Origin of the sequence: Sorangium sp. So ce836 (assembly GCF_028553905.1) — a bacterium.
Lineage (GTDB): Bacteria > Myxococcota_A > Polyangia > Polyangiales > Polyangiaceae > Sorangium > Sorangium cellulosum_D.
Genome location: NZ_CP102233.1, coordinates 5,950,198 through 5,975,316 on the forward strand (window position 1 = coordinate 5,950,198; position 25,119 = coordinate 5,975,316).

22 protein-coding genes are annotated in these 25,119 nt (G+C 73.3%); 10 read left to right on the plus strand and 12 right to left on the minus strand.

What is annotated here, in order from left to right; all coding sequences use genetic code 11:
• Positions 1–125 precede the first annotated feature (125 nt).
• The 3 genes from NQZ70_RS21485 to NQZ70_RS21495 all read left to right on the plus strand — a co-directional run bounded on the left by NQZ70_RS21485 (position 126) and on the right by NQZ70_RS21495 (position 2,730).
• On the plus strand, positions 126–743 hold the full coding sequence (locus NQZ70_RS21485; RefSeq protein ID WP_061621730.1) for a DUF47 domain-containing protein: 618 nt from the start codon (positions 126–128) through the stop codon (positions 741–743).
• Positions 740–1,747, plus strand: a complete 1,008-nt coding sequence (locus tag NQZ70_RS21490; protein WP_129575873.1) for an inorganic phosphate transporter — start codon at positions 740–742, stop codon at positions 1,745–1,747. The genes NQZ70_RS21485 and NQZ70_RS21490 overlap by 4 nt, the downstream gene beginning before the upstream one ends.
• Before the next feature lie 104 nt (positions 1,748–1,851).
• Complete coding sequence (locus NQZ70_RS21495; RefSeq protein ID WP_129575874.1) at positions 1,852–2,730, plus strand: NmrA family NAD(P)-binding protein; 879 nt, start codon at positions 1,852–1,854, stop codon at positions 2,728–2,730.
• A gap of 13 nt (positions 2,731–2,743) precedes the next feature.
• On the opposite strand, the gene NQZ70_RS21500 is transcribed toward NQZ70_RS21495, so the two are convergent.
• Positions 2,744–3,943, minus strand: coding sequence for a 6-phosphofructokinase (locus NQZ70_RS21500; RefSeq protein WP_129575875.1), 1,200 nt, complete (start codon positions 3,941–3,943; stop codon positions 2,744–2,746).
• Between the two features lie 219 nt (positions 3,944–4,162).
• Positions 4,163–6,904 (minus strand): phosphoenolpyruvate carboxylase, encoded by a 2,742-nt coding sequence (locus NQZ70_RS21505; protein WP_129575876.1) that lies wholly within the window; start codon positions 6,902–6,904, stop codon positions 4,163–4,165.
• A gap of 495 nt (positions 6,905–7,399) precedes the next feature.
• Between NQZ70_RS21505 and NQZ70_RS21510 the strand changes: the two genes are divergently transcribed.
• The 3 genes from NQZ70_RS21510 to NQZ70_RS21520 are packed head-to-tail and all read left to right on the plus strand — an operon-like array spanning position 7,400 to position 9,812.
• Entirely contained in the window at positions 7,400–8,653 is a 1,254-nt protein-coding gene (locus NQZ70_RS21510; protein WP_237245491.1) for a serine/threonine-protein kinase, read from the plus strand.
• Positions 8,650–8,895 carry a hypothetical protein gene (locus NQZ70_RS21515; RefSeq protein ID WP_237245492.1) on the plus strand — a complete coding sequence of 82 codons (246 nt, stop codon included), beginning with the start codon at positions 8,650–8,652 and terminating at the stop codon, positions 8,893–8,895. Before NQZ70_RS21510 ends, NQZ70_RS21515 begins: the two co-directional genes overlap by 4 nt.
• An 8-nt stretch (positions 8,896–8,903) precedes the next feature.
• Positions 8,904–9,812, plus strand: coding sequence for a LysR family transcriptional regulator (locus NQZ70_RS21520; protein WP_129575877.1), 909 nt, complete (start codon positions 8,904–8,906; stop codon positions 9,810–9,812).
• Positions 9,813–9,834: 22 nt separating this feature from the next.
• Here NQZ70_RS21520 and dut read toward each other — a convergent pair whose 3' ends face one another.
• Positions 9,835–10,290, minus strand: coding sequence for a dUTP diphosphatase (gene dut, locus NQZ70_RS21525; RefSeq protein ID WP_129575878.1), 456 nt, complete (start codon positions 10,288–10,290; stop codon positions 9,835–9,837).
• A gap of 49 nt (positions 10,291–10,339) precedes the next feature.
• The gene (locus tag NQZ70_RS21530) at positions 10,340–11,719 is read right to left on the minus strand and encodes a site-2 protease family protein (protein ID WP_237245493.1); all 1,380 of its coding nucleotides are present in this window, start codon (positions 11,717–11,719) and stop codon (positions 10,340–10,342) included.
• Between the two features lie 147 nt (positions 11,720–11,866).
• Here NQZ70_RS21530 and NQZ70_RS21535 point away from each other — a divergent pair, with 147 nt between their 5' ends.
• Positions 11,867–12,730 carry an SGNH/GDSL hydrolase family protein gene (locus NQZ70_RS21535; RefSeq protein WP_237245494.1) on the plus strand — a complete coding sequence of 288 codons (864 nt, stop codon included), beginning with the start codon at positions 11,867–11,869 and terminating at the stop codon, positions 12,728–12,730.
• Positions 12,731–12,769: 39 nt separating this feature from the next.
• Here the strand turns inward: NQZ70_RS21535 and NQZ70_RS21540 are convergent, their stop codons facing one another.
• The 5 genes from NQZ70_RS21540 to NQZ70_RS21560 form a co-directional block, all read right to left on the minus strand.
• Positions 12,770–13,522, minus strand: coding sequence for a 1-acyl-sn-glycerol-3-phosphate acyltransferase (locus tag NQZ70_RS21540; RefSeq protein WP_129575880.1), 753 nt, complete (start codon positions 13,520–13,522; stop codon positions 12,770–12,772).
• 131 nt (positions 13,523–13,653) lie between these two features.
• Positions 13,654–14,085, minus strand: a complete 432-nt coding sequence (locus NQZ70_RS21545) for a secondary thiamine-phosphate synthase enzyme YjbQ (RefSeq protein ID WP_129575881.1) — start codon at positions 14,083–14,085, stop codon at positions 13,654–13,656.
• Between the two features lie 9 nt (positions 14,086–14,094).
• Positions 14,095–15,009, minus strand: coding sequence for a DNA-binding domain-containing protein (locus NQZ70_RS21550; protein ID WP_129575882.1), 915 nt, complete (start codon positions 15,007–15,009; stop codon positions 14,095–14,097).
• Positions 14,993–15,865, minus strand: a complete 873-nt coding sequence (locus tag NQZ70_RS21555; RefSeq protein ID WP_129575883.1) for a DUF692 domain-containing protein — start codon at positions 15,863–15,865, stop codon at positions 14,993–14,995. The genes NQZ70_RS21550 and NQZ70_RS21555 overlap by 17 nt, the downstream gene beginning before the upstream one ends.
• Before the next feature lie 68 nt (positions 15,866–15,933).
• Positions 15,934–16,218: a hypothetical protein gene (locus NQZ70_RS21560; protein WP_237245495.1), complete on the minus strand. Its 285-nt coding sequence runs from the start codon at positions 16,216–16,218 to the stop codon at positions 15,934–15,936.
• Between the two features lie 415 nt (positions 16,219–16,633).
• Between NQZ70_RS21560 and NQZ70_RS21565 the strand changes: the two genes are divergently transcribed.
• From NQZ70_RS21565 to NQZ70_RS21575, 3 genes are read left to right on the plus strand one after another with little or no spacing between them, the layout of a single operon-like run.
• The gene (locus NQZ70_RS21565; RefSeq protein WP_237245496.1) at positions 16,634–17,629 is read left to right on the plus strand and encodes a hypothetical protein; all 996 of its coding nucleotides are present in this window, start codon (positions 16,634–16,636) and stop codon (positions 17,627–17,629) included.
• Positions 17,610–18,608: a hypothetical protein gene (locus NQZ70_RS21570; protein ID WP_129575886.1), complete on the plus strand. Its 999-nt coding sequence runs from the start codon at positions 17,610–17,612 to the stop codon at positions 18,606–18,608. The genes NQZ70_RS21565 and NQZ70_RS21570 overlap by 20 nt, the downstream gene beginning before the upstream one ends.
• Positions 18,605–19,291, plus strand: coding sequence for a hypothetical protein (locus NQZ70_RS21575; protein WP_129575887.1), 687 nt, complete (start codon positions 18,605–18,607; stop codon positions 19,289–19,291). Before NQZ70_RS21570 ends, NQZ70_RS21575 begins: the two co-directional genes overlap by 4 nt.
• On the opposite strand, the gene NQZ70_RS21580 is transcribed toward NQZ70_RS21575, so the two are convergent.
• From NQZ70_RS21580 to NQZ70_RS21590, 3 genes are all read right to left on the minus strand, one after another.
• Positions 19,288–20,193, minus strand: coding sequence for a DMT family transporter (locus NQZ70_RS21580; protein WP_129575888.1), 906 nt, complete (start codon positions 20,191–20,193; stop codon positions 19,288–19,290). The two genes, NQZ70_RS21575 and NQZ70_RS21580, sit on opposite strands and share 4 nt — an antisense overlap.
• On the minus strand, positions 20,190–21,086 hold the full coding sequence (locus NQZ70_RS21585; protein WP_129575889.1) for a hypothetical protein: 897 nt from the start codon (positions 21,084–21,086) through the stop codon (positions 20,190–20,192). The genes NQZ70_RS21580 and NQZ70_RS21585 overlap by 4 nt, the downstream gene beginning before the upstream one ends.
• 1,160 nt (positions 21,087–22,246) lie before the next feature.
• Complete coding sequence (locus tag NQZ70_RS21590; RefSeq protein ID WP_129575890.1) at positions 22,247–24,862, minus strand: RND family transporter; 2,616 nt, start codon at positions 24,860–24,862, stop codon at positions 22,247–22,249.
• Positions 24,863–25,119 lie beyond the last annotated feature (257 nt).

Below are 25,119 nucleotides of genomic sequence, written 5' to 3' on the forward strand. Positions count from 1 at the left end.
CGCGTGCCGAGCGCCCGGCGCGCGCCACGTGCGCGACGGGGCGAAGTGGATGATGTTACCTAGTTTTGTCTGGTCCGTGACGACTCGTTGACGTGATGCGTGGAGACGGGTAAACGGCCCGCTCCATGGGACTGACCCGTGATGCCGTCTTCTTCGACGCGCTGGCCAACCACGCGCAGCGGAGCGTCGCGGCGAGCGAGCTCCTCCTGGAGATGCTCGACCAGCTCGACGAAGCGCCGGCGCTGGCGAGGCGGATCTCCGACCTCGAGGACGAAGGCGACAAAATTACCCACGGATGTCTGGCCGCCCTCCACCAGACCTGGATCACCCCGCTGGACCGCGAGGAGATCCACGCCCTCATCACCCGGCTCGACGACGTCCTCGACTGCATCGAGGCGGCGAGCGTGCGGATCGTGCTCTTCGAGGTCGGCAGCGCCCTCCCGGAGGCGCGGCAGCTCGCGCAGGCGGTGGTCGACTCGTGCACCGCCATGAGCTCGGCCGTCCAGTCGCTCAGGGACCTGAAGCGGCAGCCGAACCTCCTCGAGCTCTGCGTCGAGATCAACAAGCTCGAGAACGCGGCCGACGGTCACTATCGCACGGCGCTGGCGGCGCTCTTCAAGAAGGGGAACGACCCGCTGCTCGTGATGAAGTGGCGAGACATCTACGACCTCCTGGAGAACGCGACGGACCGCTGTGAGGACGTCGCGAACATCATCGAGGGCATCGTGCTCGAGCACGCATGACAACCTACATCCTCGCCATCCTCGTGATCGCGCTGGTGTTTGACTACATCAACGGCTTTCACGACGCCGCGAACTCGATCGCGACCGTCGTCTCGACGCGCGTCCTGTCGCCCCGCACCGCGGTGATCTGGGCCGCCGCCTTCAACTTCATCGCGTTCGCCCTCTTCGAGCCCACGGTGGCGCGCAACATCGCCAAGGGGGTCGAGCCGGCGTTCATCACCCCGAACGTCATCCTGGGCGGCCTGCTCGGCGCCATCATCTGGAACCTGCTCACCTGGTGGTGGGGGCTGCCGTCGTCGTCGTCGCACGCGCTCATGGGCGCGTTCGCGGGGGCGGCGGTGAAGAGCGCGGGGCGGCTGTCGGTGCTCGACGCGACGGTCTTCGGCAAGACGGCGGCGTTCATCCTGGTGTCGCCCCTGCTCGGCGCGATCATCGGGTTCTCGCTCATGCACGGCATCCGGCTGCTCGCCAAGGGCTGGACGCCCGGCAAGGTGAGCTCCCGCTTCCGCCGGCTGCAGCTGCTCTCCGCCGCCGCCTACTCGCTCGGGCACGGCGGCAACGACGCGCAGAAGACGATGGGCATCATCACGGCGCTCCTCATCTCCGCCGGCCTCCAGGACGGCGGCCACGAACCGAAGCCGATGCTCTGGGTCGTGCTCGTCTGCCACGCCGCGATGGGCCTCGGCACGCTCTCCGGCGGCTGGCGCATCGTGAAGACGATGGGCATGAAGATCACGAAGCTGAAGCCAGTGGGCGGCTTCGCCGCCGAGACGGCCGGCGCGGCGACGCTCTTCAGCGCCACGGCGCTCGGCATCCCCGTGAGCACGACCCACACGATCACGGGCGCGATCGTCGGCGTCGGCGCCACCAGCGGGCGCCTCTCCACCGTCCGCTGGGGCGTCGCCGGCCGCATCGTCTGGGCCTGGATCTTCACGATCCCCGCCTCGGCCATCCTCGCCGCCGCCGTCTACACCGTCGCGCGCCTCATCAGCGGCGTGCCCTGATCGTCCGGCCGGGCGCGGCGGCGCGCCGCGCCCGGCGCTCCCGGCGCCTTCGCCCAGCGCGGCGAGGGCTTACGAAGCCCGCCCCGTATCCCCATAGCGCGGCCATGCGGGCGCTGGTGACGGGGGCGACGGGGGCGCAGGGCGGGGCGGTCGCGCGGGCGCTGCTCGCCCGAGGGCACCGCGTGCGCGCCTTCTCCCGCGGGCCCGGCGACCCGGCCGCGGCGCGGCTCATCGAGCTCGGCGCCGAGGTCGTCCAGGGGAGCCTCGACGAGCCGCGCGCCGCCGCGCGCGCGGCGGCCGGCGTCGACGCGGTCTTCGCCGCGGGCGCGCCGCTCGACGGCGGCCCCGGCGCCCGGGACGCCGAGGTGCGGCGCGGGCTCGCCGCCGCCGAGGCGGCGAGGGCCGCCGGCGGCGCGCACCTCGTCTACGCCTCGGCCGCCGGCGCCGACCGGAGCACGGGGATCCCCTACCTGGAGAGCAAGGCCGCCGCCGAGCGGCGCATCGCCGCGCTCGGCGTGCCCTGCACGATCCTCGCGCCCGCCCACCTCATGGAAGACCTGCTCTCGCCCGCGGCGCTCCTCGGCCTCCAGCGCGGCGTCTACGCCGTCCCGCTCCCGGCGGGCTGCCGGCTCCAGCAGCTCGCCGCCGACGACATGGGGCGGTTCGCGGCGCTCGTGCTCGAGCGCCGGCGCGACTTCCTCGGGCGGCGGATCGAGCTCGCGTCCGACGAGATCACCGGCGCCGAGGCCGGCGCGGCGCTGTCCCGCGTGGCCGGCCGCGAGATCCGCTACGCCGAGGTGCCGCTCGCCGAGGTGCGCGCGCGCAGCGAGGACCTGGCCGCGATGTTCCGCTGGCTCGCCCGCGGCGGCCCCGGCGTCGACGTCGCGGCCCTCCACGCCCTGGCCCAGGAGGTCGGGTGGCGGCGCTTCGAGGACTGGGCGCGCGAGCACCTCGCGGGCGCGCTCACCCGCGCCGTCGCCTGAGCCGGCGCCGCCCTCAGCCGTTCGACCCCGGCGCGCGGCTCGTCCGGCCGCCCCCGAGGCTGATGAAGTGGTCGAGGATCCAGGTCTTGAAGCGCTGCAGGTCGAGCCGGTCGAGCAGCGGCAGGAACGCGCGCTCGACCCCGTCCTCGCGGCGGATGGAGGCGAAATCCAGCACGCCGACGTCGTTCGCGGCGAGCACGTACGGCATCACCTCGGTGCGCCCCTCGTCGAAGGCCGAGAGCAGCAGCGACGCCTTGAGGAAGGCGGCCGACACGTCGAGGAAGGCGGGGCGGATGCCGCGGATGTACCGGCTGAACGGCTCCGCGATGACGCGCTTGTCCGGCGTGTCGCGGAGCCCCGCGCCCTCGAGCTGCTGCTTCAGGAACACGCTCGCCGACACGCCGGGGTGCTCCTTGCGGCGGCGCTCGGCCTCGTAGCCCTCCGCGACGATCACGAGCGCGTAGTCGGCGCGCCCGAGGCCGTCGGCGAGCTCGCTCAGCACGTCCTGGGGGAAGCGGAAGAAGGGGAGCACGATGAGGTGCGCGCGCGCCGCCACCGCGCAGTGGAGCGCGTGCCGCCCGCTGCGGTTGCCCATCATCTCGAGGATGTAGATGCGCTTGTGCGTGTACGCGTCCTCGTAGAGCCCGCGCGCGATGTTGGCGCCCGTCTCCACGCCCGACAGGAAGCCGATCGCGCGATCGCCCTCCAGGTCGTTGTCGATGGAGACGTTGACGAAGCCGGACTGCGGGCGAACCTCGAACTCGTCGAGCCACGCCTTGATGCCCTCGAACGTGCCGTTGCCGCCGACGCAGATGAGGTGGGTGAACCCCTGCTCCTTGAACGTCACGGCGGCCTGCTTGCGCTTCTCGCGATCGAGGAAGCCGGTGTAGCGCTCGCTCCGGAAGTCGCTGCCGGCGTCGAGCACGCGCCGCCCCATCGAGCGCGCCGGGATGCCCTGCGCGAGCAGGGAGTAGCGCTGGCGGCGGCTCATGATGAGGCGCTCGAAGTGGGGCTGGGCGCGCGCGTCCGCGGTCAGGGAGCGGAAGCCCTCGGTCGCGGCCCACACCTCGAAGCCTCGTCGCGCCGCCTCCTCGGTCAGCGCGACAGCGACCGAGGAGTAGCCGGGGGCATTGCCGCCGTCGAAGACGAGCAGCAGGCGCTTGTCCGATGCCGGAAGGGTGTCGGGACGTCCGAACTCGACGATGCTGGTCATGGCGCCGGCCTTCTACCACGCGACGCCCGCGTTGGCCGAGCGATTGTCACGCGTTCGAAGCATCGCCCGGCGACGCTGGGCGTCGATCGTGCCGCGCCGCGTGGTGTCGGGCGAGCACGCCGCGTCGCGCGTCGTCGGGCGAGGGCGAGGGCGCCGCGTCGACGCGCGACGCATCGTCGGCGAGCGCGCCGCGTCGACGAGCGACGCGGAGCGCGCCGCTCACCCCGTATTTCGCATGCCGGCGGCGATGCCGTTCAGCGTGAGCAGGAGCGAGCGATCCCGATCGGAGTCCCCGCCGCGGCTCGCCCGCAGGAGCTCGACTTGCAGGAATGAAAGGGGGTCGACGTAAGGATTGCGCAGCGAGATGGACCGCTGGAGCGTCGGGTTGCTGTCGAGCAGCCGCCGGTTGCCCGTGAGCCGCCGGAGCCACGACCGCGTCAGCCGGTACTCGGCGATGATCCTCGGCGCGACCGCCTTCCGCGCCGCGGCCGGCGCGAGCTCGGCGTAGCCCGCGAAGATGTTCATGTCGGCCTTCGCGAGCACCATCTCGACGTTGTCGATGACCGCCCGGAAGAACGGCCACGACGCCATCATCTCCTTGAGCAGCTCCGCGCCCTCGGGCCGCTGGCCCATCGCCTCCAGGCCGCTGCCGACGCCGTACCAGCCCGGCAGGATCGCCCGGTTCTGCGTCCACGCGAAGACCCACGGGATCGCGCGCAGCGACTCGAGGCCGCCCGCGCGCCGCTTGCTCGGGCGCGAGCCGAGCGGCAGGCGCGCGATCTCGTCGATCGGGGTCACCGCCGTGAAGAACTCCACGAACTTGGGCTCCTCCCAGACGAGCCCGCGGTAGACGCGGCGCCCCGTCTCGGCGAGCTCGTCGAACGCGGCGGCGTAGCGCAGCTCGGACGCGGTGGGCGGCCGCGGCTGCGCGCCCAGCGTGTGCAGGATGACGCCGCTGAGCATGAGCTCCAGCGTGCGCATCGCGAGCTCGGGCCGGGCGTACTTGTGGTCGAGCGCCTCGCCCTGCTCCGTCGCCTTGTAGCGGCCGCCCACGCTGCCGGCCGGCAGGGCGAGCAGCGCCTGGTGCGCCGGGCCGCCGCCGCGCGCCACCGACTCGCCGCGGCCGTGGAAGACGCGGAGCGGCAGCTCGGCCTCGGCGGCGATCTTCGGCAGCGTCTCCTGCACGCGCCGGAGCGCCGCGCTCGCCGCGAGCAGGCCGACCTCCTTGCCGGAGTCGCTGTAGCCGATCATCACCTCCTGCACGCCGCGGGCGAGGACGTGCGGGCGGTACTCCGGGTGGGCGAGCAGCGCGCGCAGGATCCGCGCGCTGTCGTTCAGCGCGCCGAGCGACTCGAACAGCGGGACCACGTCGATGCGCGCGCACGAGCGGGCCTCGTCCCACAGCCCGGCGGCCTTCGCGCACGCGAGCGCGGCGAGGACGTCGTTCTCGCTATGGGTCATCGACAGGATGAGCGTGCGGCACGCCGACTCGCCGCTGTCGCGCTGGGCGGCGGCGATCCGCTGGAGCGCCTCGAAGACGCGGCGCGCCTCCGGCCCCATCTGCGCCGGCTCGATCCGGCCCTGTGCGACCTCGGCCGCCGCGGCGCGGGCGTCCTCGGCGGGGGCGCGCATCTCGAGCTCGGCGAGCGCGAACCCGAGCGCGCGCACCTGCGACAGGAGCGCGCGGGCGCGCCGCTCGCCGGAGTGCCCGGAGCGCGCCGCGCGGAGGCTGTCGGCGACGAGCGCGAGGTCGCGCTCGAGCTCCGCGGGCTCGCGGTACGGGGCGGCGAGCGTCGGCTCCTCCGGGCGCACGAACGCGCGCCCCTCGAGCGCGGGGCCCTGGCCGTAGCGCGCGCGGGCCTCGGCGCGGCCGTGCTCGGCGTGCTCGAGCGTCGCGGTGAGGCGCGCCTCGATGAAGCGGAGCTTGCGGCGCCACGGCTCGCCCTCGGTGCGCGGCCCGAAGTGCGCGGCCACCTCGGGCATCGCGGCGGCGTCCTCCTCGATCGAGGCGAGCAGCCACGGCGGCGGCGTGACGTGCCGGAGCGACTGCGACAGCGCGCCGCCGAGCTCGCGCGCCGCCCGGATGAGCCGGCGCAGGCCGCGGATGCGGTAGGCGAACAGCGCGTCCTCGAGCACGGCGGGCACGACGAGCGGGTTGCCGTCCATGTCGGCGCCGACCCACGAGTGGATGCGGAGCGGCACGAACTCCGCGTCGAGCGGCTCGCCGTAGGCGGCCTCGAACGCGCGCTCGAGCGCGGCGGGGAGCTCGGGGAGCAAGTCCCAGAGGATCTCCTCGATGTACCAGGCGACGTTCTTCACCTCGTCGCCGACGGTGGGCCGATCGCGGCGCACCTCGTCGGTCTGCCAGAGCGCGGTGATCTCCTCGCGGATCTCGGCGAGCTTCTTCGCCGACTCGTCCGGCGTGAGCTTGCAGCGGTCGCGCTCCTCGAGGTTGCGCGCGATGCGGTAGAGCTTCTCGAGGACGGTGCGCCGCGCGGCCTCGGTCGGGTGCGCGGTGAGGGTGAGCGTGACGTCGAGCGAGCGGAGCGCGGCGCGCACGCGCTCCGCGGGCACGCCCGCGTCCTTGAGCGCGCGCATCGCGGCCTCGAGCGAGCCGCGCTGCGGGCGCGCGTCGGGGTCGGTCGCGTACGCGCGCGCGCGGCGGATGCGGTGGTGCTGCTCCGCGAGGTTGACGAGGCGGAAGTAGACGGTGAACGCGCGGATGACGGGCTCGATGCGATCGTGCGGCAGGCTCGCGAGCAGCTTGCTCAGCTCCGCCGCGGCGTGCGCGCGCCCGTCGCTCGGGCCGCGACGCCTCCGGATGGCGAGCGTGCGGATGCGCTCCTCGAGCGCGAAGAGCTCTTCCCCCTCCTGTTCGATCAGCACTTCACCGAGCAGGCGGCCAAGCAGGCGAACTTCTTTACGAAGAGGTCGATCGACCTCGCGGCGACGCGGCGGCATGCGGCGAGCCTAGCGCGACGCGGCGTAAAACGGACCACCGAGTGTGGCCCGGGCGGACTGTCGGGCGCCCCCGGAGGTAATGTTACGTAACTTACAGAATGCGTGGGGGCGCGGCCGGGGTGCCGGGGCAGGGGAGCGAGGGCGCTCGCGACGGCCGCGGAGCGCGGCGGGAGCGCCGTCGCGGGGCGGCAGCGAGGGCCGCCGGCTGAGCTCGCGGGCGCCTTTGCTGAGAAGAAAGATTTCACGTGAAGATGGAAGCCATCAGAATGATTGCTCTTTCTCTTGCGTTTGCGCCCGACATCGCGGGGGCAGTGCGATCCGATCGGGCGCTCGTGGTGAGGCGGGAGCGGAAGCGTGGTGGGCGGGAGCCCGGCCATCGAGGCGCCCTGTGCGCGCGGGTAGGCAGCGCAGGTAGGGCGCAGGCAGGGCAGGCGCCGCGAGGTCAATGCTTCCGGGCCTTTCGAGGCCGCATCGAGCTCGTGTACGCTCCGGCGGATGGCCGATGACGTCTTCGGGATCGTCGGCACGACCCAGGGGGCGTTCAAGGTGGAGCGGGTCGTCGCCGAAGGGGGGTTCGGCGTCGTGTACCGCGCGTACCATGAGGCGTTCCGCGCGCCGGTCGCGCTGAAATGCCTCAAGGTCCCGGGGACGCTGCCCGAGCAGCTGCGCGCGCAGTTCCTCGACAAATTCCGCGAGGAGGCCGAGCTCCTGTTCCGCCTCTCGGCCGCGATCCCCGCCGTGGTCCGGCCGCTGCACCACGACGTGATCTCGACCGCGGGCGGCGTCTTCGTCCCGTTCATCGCGCTGGAGTGGCTCGAGGGCAGCACGCTCGCGAGCCACATTGCCGCCCGCGCCGCGGAGCGGCGGCCGCCGCTCTCGCCGCTCGAGGCGATCCGGCTGCTCACCCCGGTGGCGCGGGCGCTCGAGGCGGCGCACCGCTTCCCCGGGCCGAGCGGCCCCACGTGCGTGGTGCACCGCGATCTCAAGCCGGCCAACATCTTCCTCGCCCAGATCCACGGCGCCGAGGTCGTGAAGATCCTCGACTTCGGGATCGCCCGCGCCCGCGACGCCGCGACGCTCATGGCCGGCCAGACCGCGACCACGTCGGGCGGCCTCTCGACGGCGTTCACGCCCGCGTACGGCGCGCCCGAGCAGTGGGCGCCGAAGCGCTTCGGCAAGACGGGCCCGTGGACCGACGTCTGGGGCCTCGCGGTCACCGCGGTCGAGGCGCTCGCCGGCCGCGAGATCATCGCCGGGGATCACGTCGCCATGATGGGCACGGTGCTCGACGAGAAGCGCCGCCCCACCCCGAGGAACGAGGGCGTCCTCGTGCCCGACGCGCTCGAGGGCGCCTTCCGGCGCGCGCTGGCCGTGGACCCGCGCGATCGCTTCCGGGACCTCGGCGCGTTCTGGGACGAGGTCGAGCAGGCGCTCGGGCTGCCGCCGAGCGCGCCGCCGCTCGCGCTGCCCGGCCGGGCCCCGCGCCGCCCGGCGCCCGCCGCCCCTCGGCGGCGCCCGCGGCGCCGCGATCCACGCGCGCGCTGGATCTCCCGGGCGCTGGCCTCACGTCGCCGGCGGCGTTCGCGGACTCGGCGCGGGAGCTCGATCTGCCGGAGCGCGGCGGCCGCCTCCCGGCGCACAGCCTGCCCACCGAGCCGGTCGTGCCGCTCGCGCTCGACTGGTCTCCCCCGGCGCCCCCGCCGTTCGCGCGGCCGTCGTATGCGCCGTCGCGGATGCCGCCCCCGATGACGGCCCGCGCGCCCGCGCGCCCCAGCCTGAGCGCGTCGGAGCTCATGGCCATGTTCGCCTTGCCCGTGCGGCTCGCGGGCGCGGCCGTCGTCATCACGCTCCTCGATCTCGGGGCCGCGTCGCTGCTCTTCGGCGGCGAGCGCATCGGCGTGGGCCCGCTCCGGCTCCTCCACGTCGCGGTGGGCCTCGTGGTCCTGGGGATCGGGATCGCGGTCTTCCGGCTGTTCGCGTCGGATCGCTAGCGCGCTCCATGGCCGCGAGATCGCAGGACATCGGCGACGCGCGGTGGGACGACATCCGCATCTTCCTCGCCATCCACCGCCACGGCAGCCTGGGGCAGGCGGGCGCGCGGCTCGGCCTCGACACCTCGACGGTGAGCCGCCGCCTGACGGCGCTCGAGGCGACGCTCGGCGCGCGCCTCTTCGATCGGACGCGCGACGGCCTCGTCCCGACGCCCGTCGCCGAGCTCGTGCTGCCCGCGGCCGAGGCGATGGAGGCGGCGCACCGGCGCCTCGCGCGCGACGCCTCGGGCGCCGAGGCGGACGCGGAGGGCGTCGTGCGCCTCAGCGTCGCCCCCGGCTTCGCCGACTCGTTCGTCGTGCCCACGCTGGCGCGCCTCCGCGCGCGCCACCCCGGGATCCGGATCGAGCTCGACGCGTCCGTGCGCGTGCTCGATCTCACCCGGCGCGAGGCGGATCTCGCGCTGCGCTCGGTCCGGCCGGAGGGCGCGGACCTCGTCGCGACGAGGCTCGCGTCCGGGCGCTGGGTCGCCGCGGCGTCGGCGGAGGTCGCGAGGGACGCCGGCCGCGTCGAGGCCTGGGACGCCCTGCCGTGGATCACCTGGGATCGCGACCTCGGCAGCTTCCCTCCGGCGCTCTGGCTCGCGCGCCACGCCCCCGGCGCGGAGATCGCGCTGCGCACGAGCTTCTTCCGGTCGCAGATCACCGCGGCCGAGATCGGCCTCGGCGCCGTGCTGGTCCCGGAGCCCTACCTGCGCGTTCACGCGCTCACGCCGCTCGGGTTCGCGGGCGCGCTCGAGGCGAGCGCGGCCGAGTGGCCGACCGATCATCTCTGGCTCGTCGGGCACCGCGCCCTGCGCGGCGTCCCCCGCGTGTCCGCGGTGTGGAGCTTCCTGGTCGAGGAGCTCAGGTCGCGGTGAGCCGGGCCCCAGGCGCGCGGCGCTAGGGCTCGCGGCGCACGCCCGTCGAGCCGTAGCCGCCCGCGCCGCGCGCCGTGGGCGCGAGCGCGGAGACCAGGACCACGTCGGCGAGGGCGACCGGGCAGATCACGAGCTGCGCGATCCGATCGCCCCGGCTCACGGTGAACGGCGCTGCGCCGAGGTTGATCAGGACGACCTTGATCTCCCCGCGGTAGTCCGGGTCGATCGTCCCGGGGGAGTTGAGCACGGTGATCCCGTGGTGGAGCGCGAGCCCCGAGCGCGGGCGCACCTGCCCCTCGTAGCCGTCGGGGAGGGCGACGGCGTAGCCCGTGGGCAGGAGCTTCCGCTCCCCGGGCGCGAGCGTCACCGGCGCGTCGACGGCGGCGCAGAGATCGAGCCCGACGGCTCCCTCGGACTGGTAGGCGGGCGGCGGGACCTCGACGGATCCCACCCGGAGGAAAGACACCTGGATGCGCACGCGCCGGAGCCTAGTTCAGCGCCCCGGCGATCCCGTCAGGATTCCGCGATCACGGGCGCGGCAGCACCGCCTCCAGCCCCGAGCCGCGGAGCGCCTCGAGCGCCGTGTCCGACCACGCCCGCGCCCGATCCGAGAAGCCGGCCTCAACCGCGCGCCGGAGCAGATCGAGCGCGCCCTCCAGATTTCCGTCCTTGGCGCTCGCGCGCGCGGCGCCGTAGGCGTCCTCGCTCTGGCCCGCGCGGCGGAAGATCGCCTCGTAGAGCCGCGCCGACCAGTCGAACGCGCCGTGCGCGAACGCGATCTCCGCCATCTTCCGCGCGTCGTCCTCGGAGAGCTGCTCCACGATGTCGAGCGCGACCGCGGCCGCCCGCGCCACCTCGCCTTGCTCGACGAGCACGCGGATCAGCGGCCCGGCGACCTCCTTCCGGTCGTCGCCGGCCTCGCGGGCCGCCTCCAGCGCCTTGCGCGCCTGCTTCAGCTCGCCGAGCGCGAGGTGCACCGCGCCGACCAGCGCCGGATCCGGCTCGCCGTGCTTGCGCGCCTGCGCGAGCGCCTCGCCCGCGCGCTTCGTGTCGCCGAGGAGCAGGTGCGACCAGCCGATGAGCTCGTGCGCCTCCCGGATCGCGCGCTTCGGCGGCGCCGGGGACTGCGCGAGCACCTCGTTCGCCAGCGCCATCGCCTCGTCCGTCCGCTCGTCCTCCACGGCCCGGCGCGCCCGCTGGAGCAGCACCGCCGTCTCGGGCGGCACCGGCTCCTCGTGGAGCGCGGCGCGCCGGCGGTTCATCGTCGGCGACGAGGCCGCCGGCTCGCTGCGGAACCGCTGCAGGCTCTGGAAGGCGGACATGACGAGGATCAGCGAGAAGAAGAAGAACCCCGCGCGGAGGAAGAAGATGGCGAGCAGGACGGCGGAGACGCCCGAGATCGCCGCCGTCAGCCGGCCCCGCCGCGGGCCGAGCGCGTGCTCGAGGACGTGGCCGCCGTCGAACGGGAGCACGGGGATCAGGTTGAGGATGCCCCACCACACGTTGACCGTGATGAGCATCTCCATCCCGCTCAGCACCATGATCGGGAGGGCGTAGAGCGCCGGGACATAGAGGAGCAGGAGGTGCAGGACGCCGGCGACGAAGAACCCGGCGAAGGGGCCGGCCAGGCTGATGATCACGTGCTGGAGCCGCCCGAGCGGCAGGAGCGACCGCCATGTCGTCGTCCCCCCCATGAAGTGCAGCGTGATCTCCGGCTCGATCCGGTGCCGCTTGATGGCGAACGCGTGACCGAACTCGTGCATGAGGACCGACAGGAAGACCACGAGGACCCACACGAGGAACTGCTGGTACTGTTCCCTGGCCAAGATCCCGAACCCGAGCAGCGCGGCGGAGAGCCAGAACCCGAGCTGGACGTCGACCGAGACTCCAAACAGACGGAAGCTCATGCGCATGTAATAAGGCCTGCGGGCCGTCTGCTCAATGATTGCCGTGCGGACGCGGCCTGCCCTAGAGTGCGCCGCGCGACCTTTTCGCGCGGCCGCGTGCCCCTCCGGCGCCTCCGGCCGCGCGCTGGACGCGGCGCTGGAGCGAGCATGGGCAGGGAGATCCGGGTCAGGAAATGGGCGTTCGCCGGGGTGGCTGCGGCCGGCATGGCGTGCGGCGCCGCGCCGCCGCCGGGGCCGCCCGCGCCGCCGCCTCCGGCCGCGCCGCCGTCCGAGGTCGCGCCGGCCCAGGCCCGCCCCCCGGAGGCCGCCGCGCCGCCCGCGGCCGCCGTCGCGCCGCCGCCGGCGGCGCCGCCGGAGTTCTCGGTTCCGCCCAACACGGCGGTCCTGCACATCGGCGACTCGTTCGCGCTCGCAGGGTTCGCGCAGGCGCTCCGTCCGCGGATGGAGGCGCACCGCGTCCGCTACGCGGTGAAGGCGGAGACCAGCTCGTACACGGTGACCTGGGCCTCCCGGATGGAGCTCCTGGTCGCGAACTACCAGCCGGATCTCGTGATCATCAGCCTCGGCGCCAACGAGGTCGAGAACGTCAATCCCCCGGCCCACGCCGGCGCGGTCCGGCGCATCGTCAAGGCGATCGGCGGCCGCCCGTGCGTGTGGGTCTCCCCTCCGCTCTGGCGGAAGGACACCGGGATCATCGACGTGATCCGGACCAACTCGGCGCCGTGCCGCTTCTTCGACTCCGACGCGCTGGTCCCCGGCCCCCTCCCGCGCAAGAAGGACAAGATCCACCCGAACGAGGTGGGCGGCGCGCGCTGGGCCGACGCCTTCTGGGCCTGGCTCACGGCGGAGCACCTGCCGCCGGGCGAGGACGAGGGCGGCGAGGCGTCGAAGCGCAGCCCCTGGGCGCTCCGGCCGTCCCCGCCGGAGGAGCACCGATCGCGGGCGCAGCCGCCGGAGAGCGCGCTCCAGCAGAGCGAGCCGGCCGCCGCTCGGCAGGTCGAGAGGCTCTGAGCGCGGAGCCCGGGGGCGTCTAGCCCCCCGGCGTTCCGCCTACGCCGGCGACGACGTCGCCACCCCCACCCCGCGGTGCACCAGCCCCGGATCGTGCCCGAGCGCGCCCGCGATCGCCGCGCGCACGTCCCGCATGAGCCGGTTGCGCCCGCCCGCGCCGTAGGGCGCCGGATCGATCGGCGGCATGATCGTGACCACCACCCGGTGGTGCTGCTGCACCACGAAATCCTTCGCCCTCAGCACATGCCGCGTCCCGTCGATCGCGACCGGGAGGATCGGCGTGTTCGTCTCGATCGCCATCCGGAACCCGCCGCTCTTGAACGGCAGGAGCGCGCCGGTCCGGCTCCGCGTGCCCTCCGGGGCGATCCAGACCCGCGTGCCGTCCTGGAGCATCGAGGCGCCGACCTGCAGGCTCGCGCTCGCCTGGACGTGATCGCTCCGGTTGATCCGGATGAACCCGGCCGCCCTCATCGCCTGGCCGAACACGGGGACGTTGAACAGCTCCTTCTTCGCGATCATCCGGAGCCGCCCCGGGATCGCCCGGAACACCACCGGGATGTCGAAGAGGCTCTGGTGGTTTGACATCACCACGAACGGCCGCGTCCCCGCGGCATGCTCGCGCCCGCGCACCACGAGATCCACGTCGGCGTCCTCGAGGACCTTGCGCGCCCACCAGTCCAGCCGCTCATCGCAACGCTCGAGCGTCACGCGCCTCATCATCGCGTCCACCACGGTCGGAACGCAGATCCGGGCCGTGTCGAAGATCCCCATGAACGTCGTATGAAGGCTCATCGCTCTGATTCCGCTGAAGGGTGAGAGGTCGCGTGCGCGCTCGCGCCATCAGGCCCTGCCGGGGGCAGCGGACGAGCGGCCCTCCGGGGGCGCCGAGCTCATCCGGGATGCGAACGCTTCGAGTATACCACTCAACCCGCAGCTGTGGTGCCGGTTACGGTCACCACCACGCGGCGCGCGTGTGGAGAACTACGGTGCTCCCAGACATACAGGGCTTGCCATGTCCCGAGCGCGAGGCGGCCGCCGGAGATCGGGATCACCTCGCTCGATCGGGTGACGGCGCTCCGGAGGTGACCGGGCATGTCGTCGGGGCCCTCGTCGTCGTGCTCGTAGTCGCGGCCCTCCGGCGCGAGGCGCGACATCCAGCGCTCCAGATCGCGGAGGACGGCCGGATCGGCGTTCTCCTGGATGACGAGGCTCGCCGAGGTGTGCTGGAGGAACACGGCGCAGAGCCCGACGTCGACGCCGGCGCTGGCGACGACGCGCGCGACCTCGCGCGTGATGTCGACGAAACCGCGGCCGCTCGTGCGGACCTCGAGCGTGCGCTGAACGATGGTGGTCACCGCGCCATCTTAGCCGCGTTCGGCGCCGGAGCCCGGCGCGACGTGCGCGACGTCGACGATCAGCCCCCAGCTCGTCCACTGCTGGAACCAGGCGCCGACCCGCGCGCCGAGCGCCGCGCCCGCCGCCTCGCGAGCGCCTGCGGCCTCGTCGACGCCCGCCGCCTCGTCGACGCCGGCGGCCACCTCCTCGCACGCCGCCACGAGCGGCACACCCCGCCCGAGCGCCTCGAGGAGCGCGAACGCCGGGGGCTCGAGCTCCTCGCAGCGCATCGTGAGATCGGCGTCGCTGCGGAAGACGGCGAGCCGGACCTGGCGCGGCGCGGGCAGCGCCGGCGACCTGCCCTGCCGGAGCTCGCCGCGGAGGGCGTGCGCCGGGTAGCGGAGCTGCATCAGCGCGAGCAGCGGATGGAGGACGATCCGGGCCGTGGACCAGCCGTCCTCCGGCATGCCCGTCACCTTCGCCGGATCGAGCGGCGGCGGCGAGGCGCCGTCGAACCGATCGGCGAGCGCCTGCTCGTAGCGCGCCACGTCGCGCGCGAGATCCCGCAGGGCAGGGGGGAACCCCTCGTGCGCGGCCGCGAAGTCGGCGACGCGCCGCCCGAGATCGCGCAAGGTGAAGCTCGCGGGCGGGTGCGCCGCGAGGTATGCCCGGCAGAACGCGTCGAAGCCGTCGTCGCCGAGGACGTGCGCGAGCGCGGGGAAGTCCTCGCGCAGGGCGTCGCGGTGGCGCAGCCAGAACTGCCGCCGGTAGATGTCGGCCTGCTCGGCGGGCGTGAGGCGATCGCTCCCGGCGACGTGCGCGCGGCACCGGGCGGCGAGCTCGGGGTCGTCGGGGAGCGGCGCGCCGGCCGTGAACAGGCGGGTGAGCTCGCCCATCAGCGAGGCGAGCCCGGCCGGGGGCGCGGCGTCACGCGGCGCGCGCACGCGCCACCTCCTCCCGGATCGCGCGCGCCTTCTCGGCCTCGGCCGCGAGGACCTCGAACGCCGGCAGATCGTCGTCCCACTCGATCAGCGTCGACACGTCGCCCGTGTGGCCGAGCGCGCGCCGGTACAGCGCCCACACGGGGTCGGCCACGCGATCGCTGTGGGTGTCGAGGATGTACTTGCCCTGGTCCGCGTGGCCGGCGAGGTGGATCTGCACGATCCGGTGGTGCGGCACCCCGTCGATGTAGGCGCCCGGATCGAAGCCGTGGTTGTGCGAGGAGACGTAGACGTTGTTGACGTCGAGCAGGATGCCGCAGTCGGCCTCCTCGACGACGGCCGAGAGGAACGCCCACTCGCTCATCCGGCTCGACGTGAAGGTCAGGTAGCTCGACACGTTCTCGAGGGCGAGCCGCACCTCGAGGAAGTCCTGCACCGCCCGCGCCCGCGCCGCGACGTGCCGCACGGCCTCGTCCGTGTAGGGCAGGGGGAGCAGGTCGTGCAGGTGGACCCCGTGCGCGCCGCTCCAGCAGAGGTGATCGCTCACCCACGGCGAGCCCACCTTGCGGAGGAGCGCCTTCAGCCGGCGCAGGTAGTCGAAGTCGAGCGGATCGGCGCTGCCGATCGACAGCGAGACGCCGTGCTGCACGAGGCGGTAGCTCGCGAGGGCGCGCTCGAGGTTGGCGAGCGGCATGCCGCCGTCGACCATGAAGTTCTCGCTGATGATCTCGAACCAGTCGACCCGCGGCCGGTGCTCGAAGATGTGGCGGTAGTGCGGGATGCGCAGCCCGACGCCGACGCCGAGGTCGGGGAGCCCCAGCCGCATGCGCTCGAGGTTCGCGCGATCGAGGTTCGCCATGGGTCACCACGTCGCGGCGACGCCCGGGCCCGCGGGGTCGCGGGCCGGGCGTCGCGCGGCTCAGCGTCTCAGTGGCCGCCGCAGTCGGCCGGCTTGCAGCCGCCCTGGCCCTTGCACTCGTTCTGGCCCGCGCACCCGTGGGTGTCGCTCTTGCAGCCGCCCTTGCCCTTGCACTCGTTCTTGCCGGCGCAGCACTCCTTGGCGCTGGCCGCGGGCGCCTCGGCGGCCGCCGGCTCGGCCGGGGAGGCCCCGGTCTCGGGGGCGGGCGGCGGCGACGAGGCACAGCCCGCGAGGCCCGCCACCATGCCCGACACCGCCGTGAACGCCAACGACTTGCCCATATCCATTGCCATCGGAGCCTCCACCTTCGTCATTCATCGAGAGCACCGAGCCCATCGCGCGCCTCGCCCGCATGGCGGCACGCGCGTCTGGGCTCCTCGGGCCTCGCCGGTCTCCTCGACCGCGCCGAGCCCTTCGCTACGCGTCCTTACGCCCGACCGGCTGCGCGGTTTCACCTCGGACGCGTTGATTCTTCCTCCAACTCCCCGTAAGTGAGCGGCGTTGACCTCCAGGCCCACGCGAGCCCCCCTTGCGCGCACCGCGTCCGGCGGCGTGTCCTCTGCGGCTCGGACGGCCGGCCAGCGCGCGGCGTTCCAGGTACGACGTAGCTCGCTTCGGCGCGCACGCGCAAGACAAAGCGTCCACGGCGGCGCGCCGCGGCCGGCGCGTTGTGGAGCCGCGCGGCCGGGGTGGCGCGGTCTGGTCGACGTGTGTCGCGCGGCGCTCACGGGGCTCGCGCTCGGGGCGGCGGGCTGCGGGGGGGCCGCGCGCGACGAGGCCGGCACGCCTGGCGGCGCGGGCTCCGCGCGCGAGGTCTCGATCGCGGCGGCGGCCGCGGAGCTCGAGGCGATGAGCGGGGCCGTCCTCGAAGGCCGCGAGGCCACGTTCCGGGACATCCTGGCCGACACGATCGCGAAGGACGCTTACCTGTGCCTGCCGGCGCCGCGGGACGTCTTCCACGGGGAGGCGCCGGAGGGGGAGCGGCGGATCGCCGGGATGATGCCGCACTATGGCCTGTTCTTCGGCCCGATGAGCTACCTCGTGCGGCGGCGCGGCGGCGCCTGGGAGGTCGAGGTCCGCATCGCGGTCGAGCCGCCGGCAGGCGCTGGTGCCCGGCTCGAGCTGCCCGACTGCGGGCTGGCCGGCGCGCTCGGGGGCGCGATCGCGTGCCGCGGGACGCCGTACGCGCGCTCCGGGTCGACGGACGCCTGCCCGGGCTCCGGCGAGTTCTCGACGCGGGCGACGCCGGCCGCGATCCGCGCGCTGCTGGCGCGCTGGTCGACCGAGGTCGAGGGGTACTGGAACCGCGACGCGCGCGCCTTCGGGCTGCCGGTGCGCTACGACTTCGACTTCGTGCTCGGGGACGACGCGCGCGGGGGGGCGCTCCGGGTGGACCTCGCGGTGCCGCTCTCGCCGACCTGCGGGCGGACGCCGTACTTCAGCGCGATGCGGGCCGGCTGGTCGCTGCCGGTGCTCGCGCACGAGGTGGGGCACGTGCTCGGGCTGCTCGACGAGTACGAGGCGCTCTCCGGGATCGTCCGCTGCTACCCGAAGACGCCGTTCCCGGGCGCCGAGATCAGCCGGATGGGGCTCTCGATGCGGGAGCAGACGCTGCTCTTGCCGGTCCACCATTACCTCGTGCTCCGCCGCTTCTTCTGCCGGGCGCCCGCGTCCATGGATCCCTATGCCGGCGCGATCCGCTGAGCGCTCCGCCCGGCCTCGCGCCGGCCGTCGCCGCCTCGCGGGCGCGGCGCGCGGGCGCGCGTCGCTCGCGGCCGTGGCGCTCGCGTGCGCGGCGCTCGCCGGCTGCCGCTCGGAGCGAGAGGGCGGCGCGGCGGACGCGGGAGCGGGCGCCGTGGAGGTGGCGCCGCCGCTCGTGGGGGCGCCGCCCGGGCCGAGGGCGCCGGCGCCGATCGCGGAGCCGCGCTGCCCGCCGGAGATGGTGCGGGTGGCGCGCCGGTTCTGCGTGGATCGCTACGAGGCGGTGCTGCTCGACCGGGAGACGGGGCTCGAGATCTCGGCGTTCTACCCGCCGTCGCGGCAGGGGGCCGCGTCGGTGGAGCGCGCGTGGTCGAAGATGCGGCTCCAGCTCGGGGACGCGGAGGCGCGGCGCATGGAGCTGCCGCTCCTGCCCGGGTGGCAGAAGCAGCGCGAGTTCGAGCCGCGCGCCGTGTCGCGCCGGGGCGTGCTCCCGCAGGGCTACACGAGCGGCGCGCAGGCGGAGCTCGCGTGCCGGAACGCGGGCAAGCGGCTCTGCACGCTCGACGAGTGGCGGACGGCGTGCCGCGGCGAGCGCGACGAGCGGTTCCCGTACGGGCCGACGTACGCGGACGGGAAGTGCAATGTCTTCCGCGAGGCGCACCCGGCCGCGGTGCTCCACCGCGACGTGAGCCTCGGGCACAGCGATCCGCGGCTCAACCTGGTGCGCGTCGGCGGGGCGCCGCTCCTCCGGCGGACGGGCGAGACCGCGACGTGCGCGAGCGCGTGGGAGGGCGACGCGATCGCGGACATGGTGGGGAACCTGGACGAGTGGATCGACGATGCGGAGGGGACCTTCGTCGGCGGGTTCTATGCGCGCGCGACCCGGGAGGGGTGCATGGCGCGCGTGGTGTCGCACGACTTCACGTACTACGACTACTCGACCGGCGTGCGCTGCTGCGCCGATCTGCGCGAGGCGCCGTGACATCGAGGACGTCGGACGCGAGCCACGACGAGGCGTCCCCGCGTGGCTTCCATGCGGGCTTCGACGCGGTGACCTCGTGCACCGACACGCGCCCGCGAGCGCTCGCGGCGTTCGCGGGGCGCATTCCCGGGCTCCTCTCCGCGAGCGTCGACGAGGAGATCCATGCCCACATGGGCGCCACGATCTCCGAGGCGGTCCTCCAGGCGGGCATCAGCTACGAGACCGTGGTGAAGCCGAGGGTCGAGCGGCTCCGCGCGCGCCACCCGGAGGCAGTCACGACGACCGCCTTCCTCGAGCTCCTGCGGCGGATCGAGCCGTCCACCCTGCTCGGGTTCCGGGGGCGGAAGCCGCTCCTGGTTCGGCGCACGGCAGAGCTGCTCCGCGAGGCGCACGTCGAGACCGAGGCCGATCTTCGCGTCTGGATCGAGCTCGACGGGAGCCAGGAGCGGCTCAAGCGCCTGAGCGGGATCGGCGACAAGACGGTCGACTACTTCAAGATGCTCTGCGGCATCCGGACGTGCGCGATCGACGTCCACGTGCTGCGGTTCCTCGAGACCGCCGGCGTCGAGGTGAGAGGGTATGCCGACGCGAAGGCGGTCGTCTGCCGCGCCGCCGAGCTGCTGCGCGTCGACCCGGCCACCTTCGATCGCGGCATCTGGGACTACATGAAGCGCCGCGGCTAGGCCTCGGCGAGCGCGGGGGCAGTGGGCCTCACCGTGTGCCAGGTGTGCATGAGCGCGCCCGAGATGATCAGCGCTCCCCCGAGGTACCCGCGCAGGGTCAGCGCCTCGCCGAGGTAGAGGCGCGCCAGGAGCGCGCTCCAGATCGGCTCGAAGACGTAGATGAACGCGACCGTCACCGGCGACACGTGCTTTTGCATGAAGATCGATATCGCGGTCGGGAGCAGGGTCGTCCCGAACCCGATGTAGAGGATGACCAAGAGATCCTTGGGGAACACCGGGTGAACGGCGCTCCAGTCGCCGAGGACGGCGGCGCCGAGCCCGGTGAGCACGATCATGGTCGCGACCTCGATCCCGAAGAGCGGCCAGGGCGACGAGTCTTCCTGGTGGATGTCGTGATCCACCCGGAAGATGTAACAGGTGTAGAAGAAGGCCGCGAGGAGCGCGATCAGGTCTCCTCGCCAGTGCGCTCCGTTGATCGGGCCCTCGAAGACCATGAGGAGCGCCCCCGCCGACGCGACCAGGCCGGCGATCCACGTCGTCGCGGCGATGGGCCGCTTGAGCAACCCTCGCGCGATCAGCGCGGCCATGATGCCGTTGAGCGAGGGGAAGAACGCCGTGTTCGTCGCCGTGGTGTGCTTCAGCGCGAGCGTGCTCGTGAAGATGGCGAGCGCGAGGACGCTCCCGAGCTTCACGCCCCTCACCACGAGCGCCCGGGTGAACGCCGCCCTCTCGCGGCGCCAGGAGAGACAGAGGATGAGCACCACCGCGGGGAGGAGCGAGCCCACCTCGAGGAACGAGAACACGAAGTTGTCGATGCGCGCGAGCGCCTCCTTCGACACGGCGTAGAACGTCGCCCAGAGCATCGTGTTGAGCAAGAAGCAGGACAGCGCGACGGTCTTCACAGGCTCTCCCCGGGTCGCGTGGTGACCGCGCGGACCGGGCCGTCGGAGCGGCCCTCCATGCGGCACATCCAGCGTTCGATGATCTGCGGCGTATAGGTCACCGGCATCTCGTGGCGGTAGGCGCGCTTCTCCGATTCGGCGAACGCGGGATCCTGGTGGTTGGCGATCCAGTAGCGCTCATCCTCGGACAGGTACGTCGGACACAGCGTCGTGTCGGTCATCGCGATGTAGTTGCGGATGGTCCGCGCGGCGATCTTCTGCCAGAGCGCCGCGCATTCTGTCAAATGCCGACGAAGGGCGTCATCCGCGGGTGCGCCGAATATGTCTCTGTTGTACCTGTGGAGGAAGCGATCTCGTGCGAACATCGAGAACCCGAACACGTCGGAGCTGATGTTGATGCACGGATACGGAGCTGCCATCAGCGGGTCATAGAGCGGGTCATCCCTGTCGTCGGCCTGCGGGCAGAACGCGATCGCGTCGAAGTCGTCGAAGATCGTGAGGGCCCCCGTGACCGGGCATTTGAGCGCGTGGCGCTGGTGCACGCTCCCGCCGCGGATGAGCCGCTCGGGGTGCTCGTGCGCGAGCGGGGCGATCTGCCGCGCCAGGTACGAGATGGCGTCGAGCGCGGTGCAGCCGGATCCCGCGTAGAGCTCGGGGTTGTTGAAGATCAAGAGGCACGCGACCTTCTCGTACGCGAGCGCGTGGCGCCTGAACTCGCGGTACGTGTCCAGCACGCCTGTACCGGTGTCGATGTCGTCGAGCACCGTGATCATGTACCGCCCGAGCAGAAATTCTCGCCTTCCCGCGACGCAGCCGAGGCAATCACGGAACCACGCCTGCATCTCCTCCATTACGGTCGCATTGGACTTCCGGATCTGGACTTTGTTGAGCATGGGTTCGACTCCCCTGTGCAGCGATGTGCGCTGGATCGGGTGGCCCACGGCCGCCGGCGCGCGGCGGCGGACCGCGCGGAGAGAGCCGCCGCAGGGCGGCCGTCGGCGCGCGCCGGTCGGCTGGAGCGACAAGAAAGCTCAATCCTCCCTGACGCGCGGGAGGCATGGGCGAATCCCCACCCGACACGCACCGTAACGCAACGAACCGTGCGAGGCGCATCAATGTTGTGGGTATCGGGTCAAATTCGCGCGTGTCGCGTCCTTGATGCGCGATTGCGACGGGCGCGTCGATCCGATATCCACTTTGTTCAGGCGCCCCATTTGGGCAGCGGTCGCGGTCGCCGGGGGAGGGCTCGGAGGAAGGCTCGAAGATTGTTTATCTTTTCTTCGCGCCTCCCCCGCATTCCTGTTCAGAGCCGAGCGCCACCCACGTTCGCATCTCGCCCGCGGTCGCGGCGGCGAGGGGAGATCTTCAGGGACCTCGGAATGTCGTCCCGTCGATCGCTGCCGTCACCGCGAGGGAGCTCGTCACCATCAAGGAGCGCTTCGCGCAGCGGTGCCGCTCCGCGTGATGCAGTGCGCCTCCCGTCAGCCGCACGAGGCCGTGGTGGAGCTCGCGCCGTCCGGGGAGAGATGGCGGCAGGAACCCGTGGCGGACCGGCTCCGTGGGAAGGGGCTGCGATCCGGGGGCCACGACGGATGGGATCCGTTGGGAGAGGGTGGCGCCGGGGGGTCGCAACGGATCGCAACCGTCAGGAGGGGCTGGCGCCGGGGGGTCGCAACGGATCGCAACCGTCAGGAGGGGCTGGCGCCGGGGGGTCGCAGCGGATCGCAACCGTCAGGAGGGGCTGGCGCCGGGGGGGGCGCAGCGGATCGCAACCGTCAGGAGGGGGCTGGCGCCGGGGGGGCGTCACGGATCGAATGCTCCCGCAGGGGCTGGCGCCGGGGGGGCGTCACGGATCGAGTGCTCCCGCAGGGGCTGGCGCCAGGGGGGCCGTAACGGATCGAGTGCTCCCGCAGGGGCTGGCGCCGGGGGGGCCGTAACGGATCGAGTGCTCCCGCAGGGGCTGGCGCCGGGGGGGCCGCTCCAGATCGTGCCCGCCGGCTGGGGGCGGACGCAGCGTGTCGCGATGGATCGGGCAGGGCCGCCGCGGCCGCGCTCAGGTCGTCGGGCGGCCGACCGCGAGGAAGCTCTCCTCGCCCTTCGGGCGGCGCCGGTCGCGCCAGAGGAGCGCCGCGGGCAGCACCAGCACGGCGGCGAAGAGGCAGGCGAGCTCGCCGAGGACCGCGGCCACGCCGAGGCTCCGCACGGCGTGGTTCTGCGAGCGCACCAGGGCGAGGTAGCCCAGCGTCGTCGTGAGGCTGCAGAGGATCACCGCGCCGCCCGTCTCGCGCACGGCGGTCAGCGCGCCGCCGGCGCCCTCGCGCGCGTACCGCTGCACGATGTTCACGGCGTAGTCGACGCCGATGCCGAACGTCAGCGGAAGCGCGATGAAGTTCAGGAAGTTGAGCTTCACGCCCATCAGCACGAGCAGCCCCGCCATCCAGAAGACGCCGACGAGCAGCGCGCCCAGCACCGCGAACGCCGGGCGGCCGCCGCGGAAGGCGACGAGCACGACGAGGACCGTCGCGGCCAGCGAGAAGAGCACCGCCGGCGGCACGTCGTCGATGACCGCCGCCCACATGTCCGCGTAGATGACCGCGCGCCCCGACCCGCGCACGACGCTGCCGTCCGGGAGCCGCGTCTCGCGGTACGCGTCCGCCCAGCGGAACAGGTAGTGCGCGTCGTGCACGCTCTCGGGCGTGATCGGGCTGATGTACACGATGCGCCCGCGCGTCCCGTCCGTCTCCGTGAACGCCCGCGCCACCCCCGCCGGCAGATCCTCGATCCCGAACGGCGCGAGATCGTCCGGCGGAATGACGGCCTGGATCCGGCTCCAGTCCTCGTCGCCGATGAGGCCGCGCTTCTTCGCCCGGAGCACGCGCTCCTTGATCTCGAGGAGCAACGGGATCTTCGCCGCCTGATCCTTCGGGACCAGATCCTGGAGGGCGTAGATCTCCTTGAACGGCTTCTCGCCCTCGGGCGCCGCGTCGCGCCGCGCGTAGAGCGCCGCGCGCAGCGGCTCGACCTGCTCGGGCCGATCCACGAGGATCGCCATGCCGTCGGTGCCGACGTAGCCCGTGATCTCCTCCGCGACCGCGCTCAGCCGGATCTGCTCGGCGCGCGCGCTCTCGTCGTTGCGGAGGTTCCGGAGGTCGTACTCCATCGGATCGGCGCGCACGTAGGCGACCGTCGCGACGAGGCCGACCGCGGCCAGGGCGAGGCCGGCGACCGTCAGCCCGGCAGGGCTCCGCGCCGCGAGCCGCGCGAACGGCTCGCCGAACGCGATGCCGCCCTGGGTGCGCCGCCGGAGCCTGCCGAACAGGCCCGGCGACTCCCGATCGAGGGGGCTGAGCCGCTCCATCACCGCGAGGAGGCTCGGCAGCGCGAGGAACGTGGCGACCCAGCAGAGCACCATGCCGGCGCTGCCGATGAGCCCGAAGTCGTGGAAGCCGCGGAACTCGGTGACGAGCAGCGAGCCGTAGGCGGCCCCGGCGGCGCAGCCGGCCGTGAGCGTGGGCAGCCAGGTCTCGCGGTGGGCGACGCGCACGGCCTCGAGCAGGCTCGCGCCGCCGCGGCGCGCCTCCAGGTAGCGCGCCATGTAGATGATGCCGAAGTTGATCCCGTTGCCGGCGACGATCGAGAAGAGGAACCCGGTCGCCATGTTGAGGTGGCCGATCGCGAGCTGGGTGACCCCGAACGTCCAGGCGACGCCGGTGCCGATCGTGATCAGCATGGCGACGAGCATGCGCAGGCGCAGGTAATAGAGGAACACGACCGCCGCGATGAGGACGGCGCCCGCGACGCCGACGTCGGTCAGGTCCTCGTTGATCGCCGCGTACTCGGCGATGCCGGTCTGCAGATCGCCGGCGAGGCCGTAGGTGATCCCGGGGTCGAACGAGGCGGGGCGCACGCGTTCGACGACCTCGCGCACGCGGCGGATCGCCTCGCTGCCGGCGGCGAAATCGCTCCCCAGCACCTTCGAGCGGATGGCGACGACGACGGTCTTGCCGTCCTTCGACTGGTAATAGCCGTCCGGGTAGCGCCCGGCGTCGATCCCGTTCAGGCCGAGGCTCTGCTCGATCGAGCGGGCGTTCACCTCGGGCGGCGGCTCGTCGTCGTCGAGCAGCGCGCCGGTCGCCTTGTTGACCTCGTAGGCGTAGCGCGCCTCGATGTCGTCCCGCAGCTTCGTGAGCCGGTCGCGATCGGCGTAGAGCCCGGCGCGCGGCGAGAGATAGCGGAACGCCTCGTGCACGCCGTCCTCGACGCTGCCGACCCACGGCGGCCCGAGCCGCTCGAGCTCGGGCACGAGCGCGTCCGCGGCCCTCTGGAGCGCGACCGTGGGCGTGCCGTCGCCGCCCTGCAGCACGACGAAGAGCGTCGACACGCCGGCGGTCTTGGCCGCGACCCGGTCGAGCTCCTGCACGCTGGGCCGGGACGCCGGCAGGAGCGACTCGAAGCCGGTCAGCACCGTGAGCCGCGTCGCCAGGAAGAGGGCGATGACGGTGAGGAGCCCGGTCGCGAGCAGCGGCACCGCGGGCCGGTTCACCTGGAGGTCGGCGAGGCGCGCGGCGAGCCCGCCCCCCTTCGAGGAGGGCGGCGCGGCGGGAGAGGAGGCGTGGGGAGGCGAGGTCGGCGGGCGAGGCGTCGCGGGTGGCATCTGCGGAGAGGACATGAGGAGATCGGGGGATCCGGGGGCCTGGAAACGGTGAGGGCGCGAACGCGCCGGGGTGAACTACGCCCTACGTAGGGAACAGCTTCCCCGCGGAACAGCGGAGCGCGCTCGGCGAGGCGGCCGGGCTCGGCCGAGGTCCGGGAGGCGGCCCGAGGATCGCGGGGGAGCGATAGCAGAAATCCGCGACGCAGCGACCGGCCGCCCGCGGGGAACCCTGCGATCAGCGGACGGGCGTGCGCGCCGGGCGGCGGGGATTC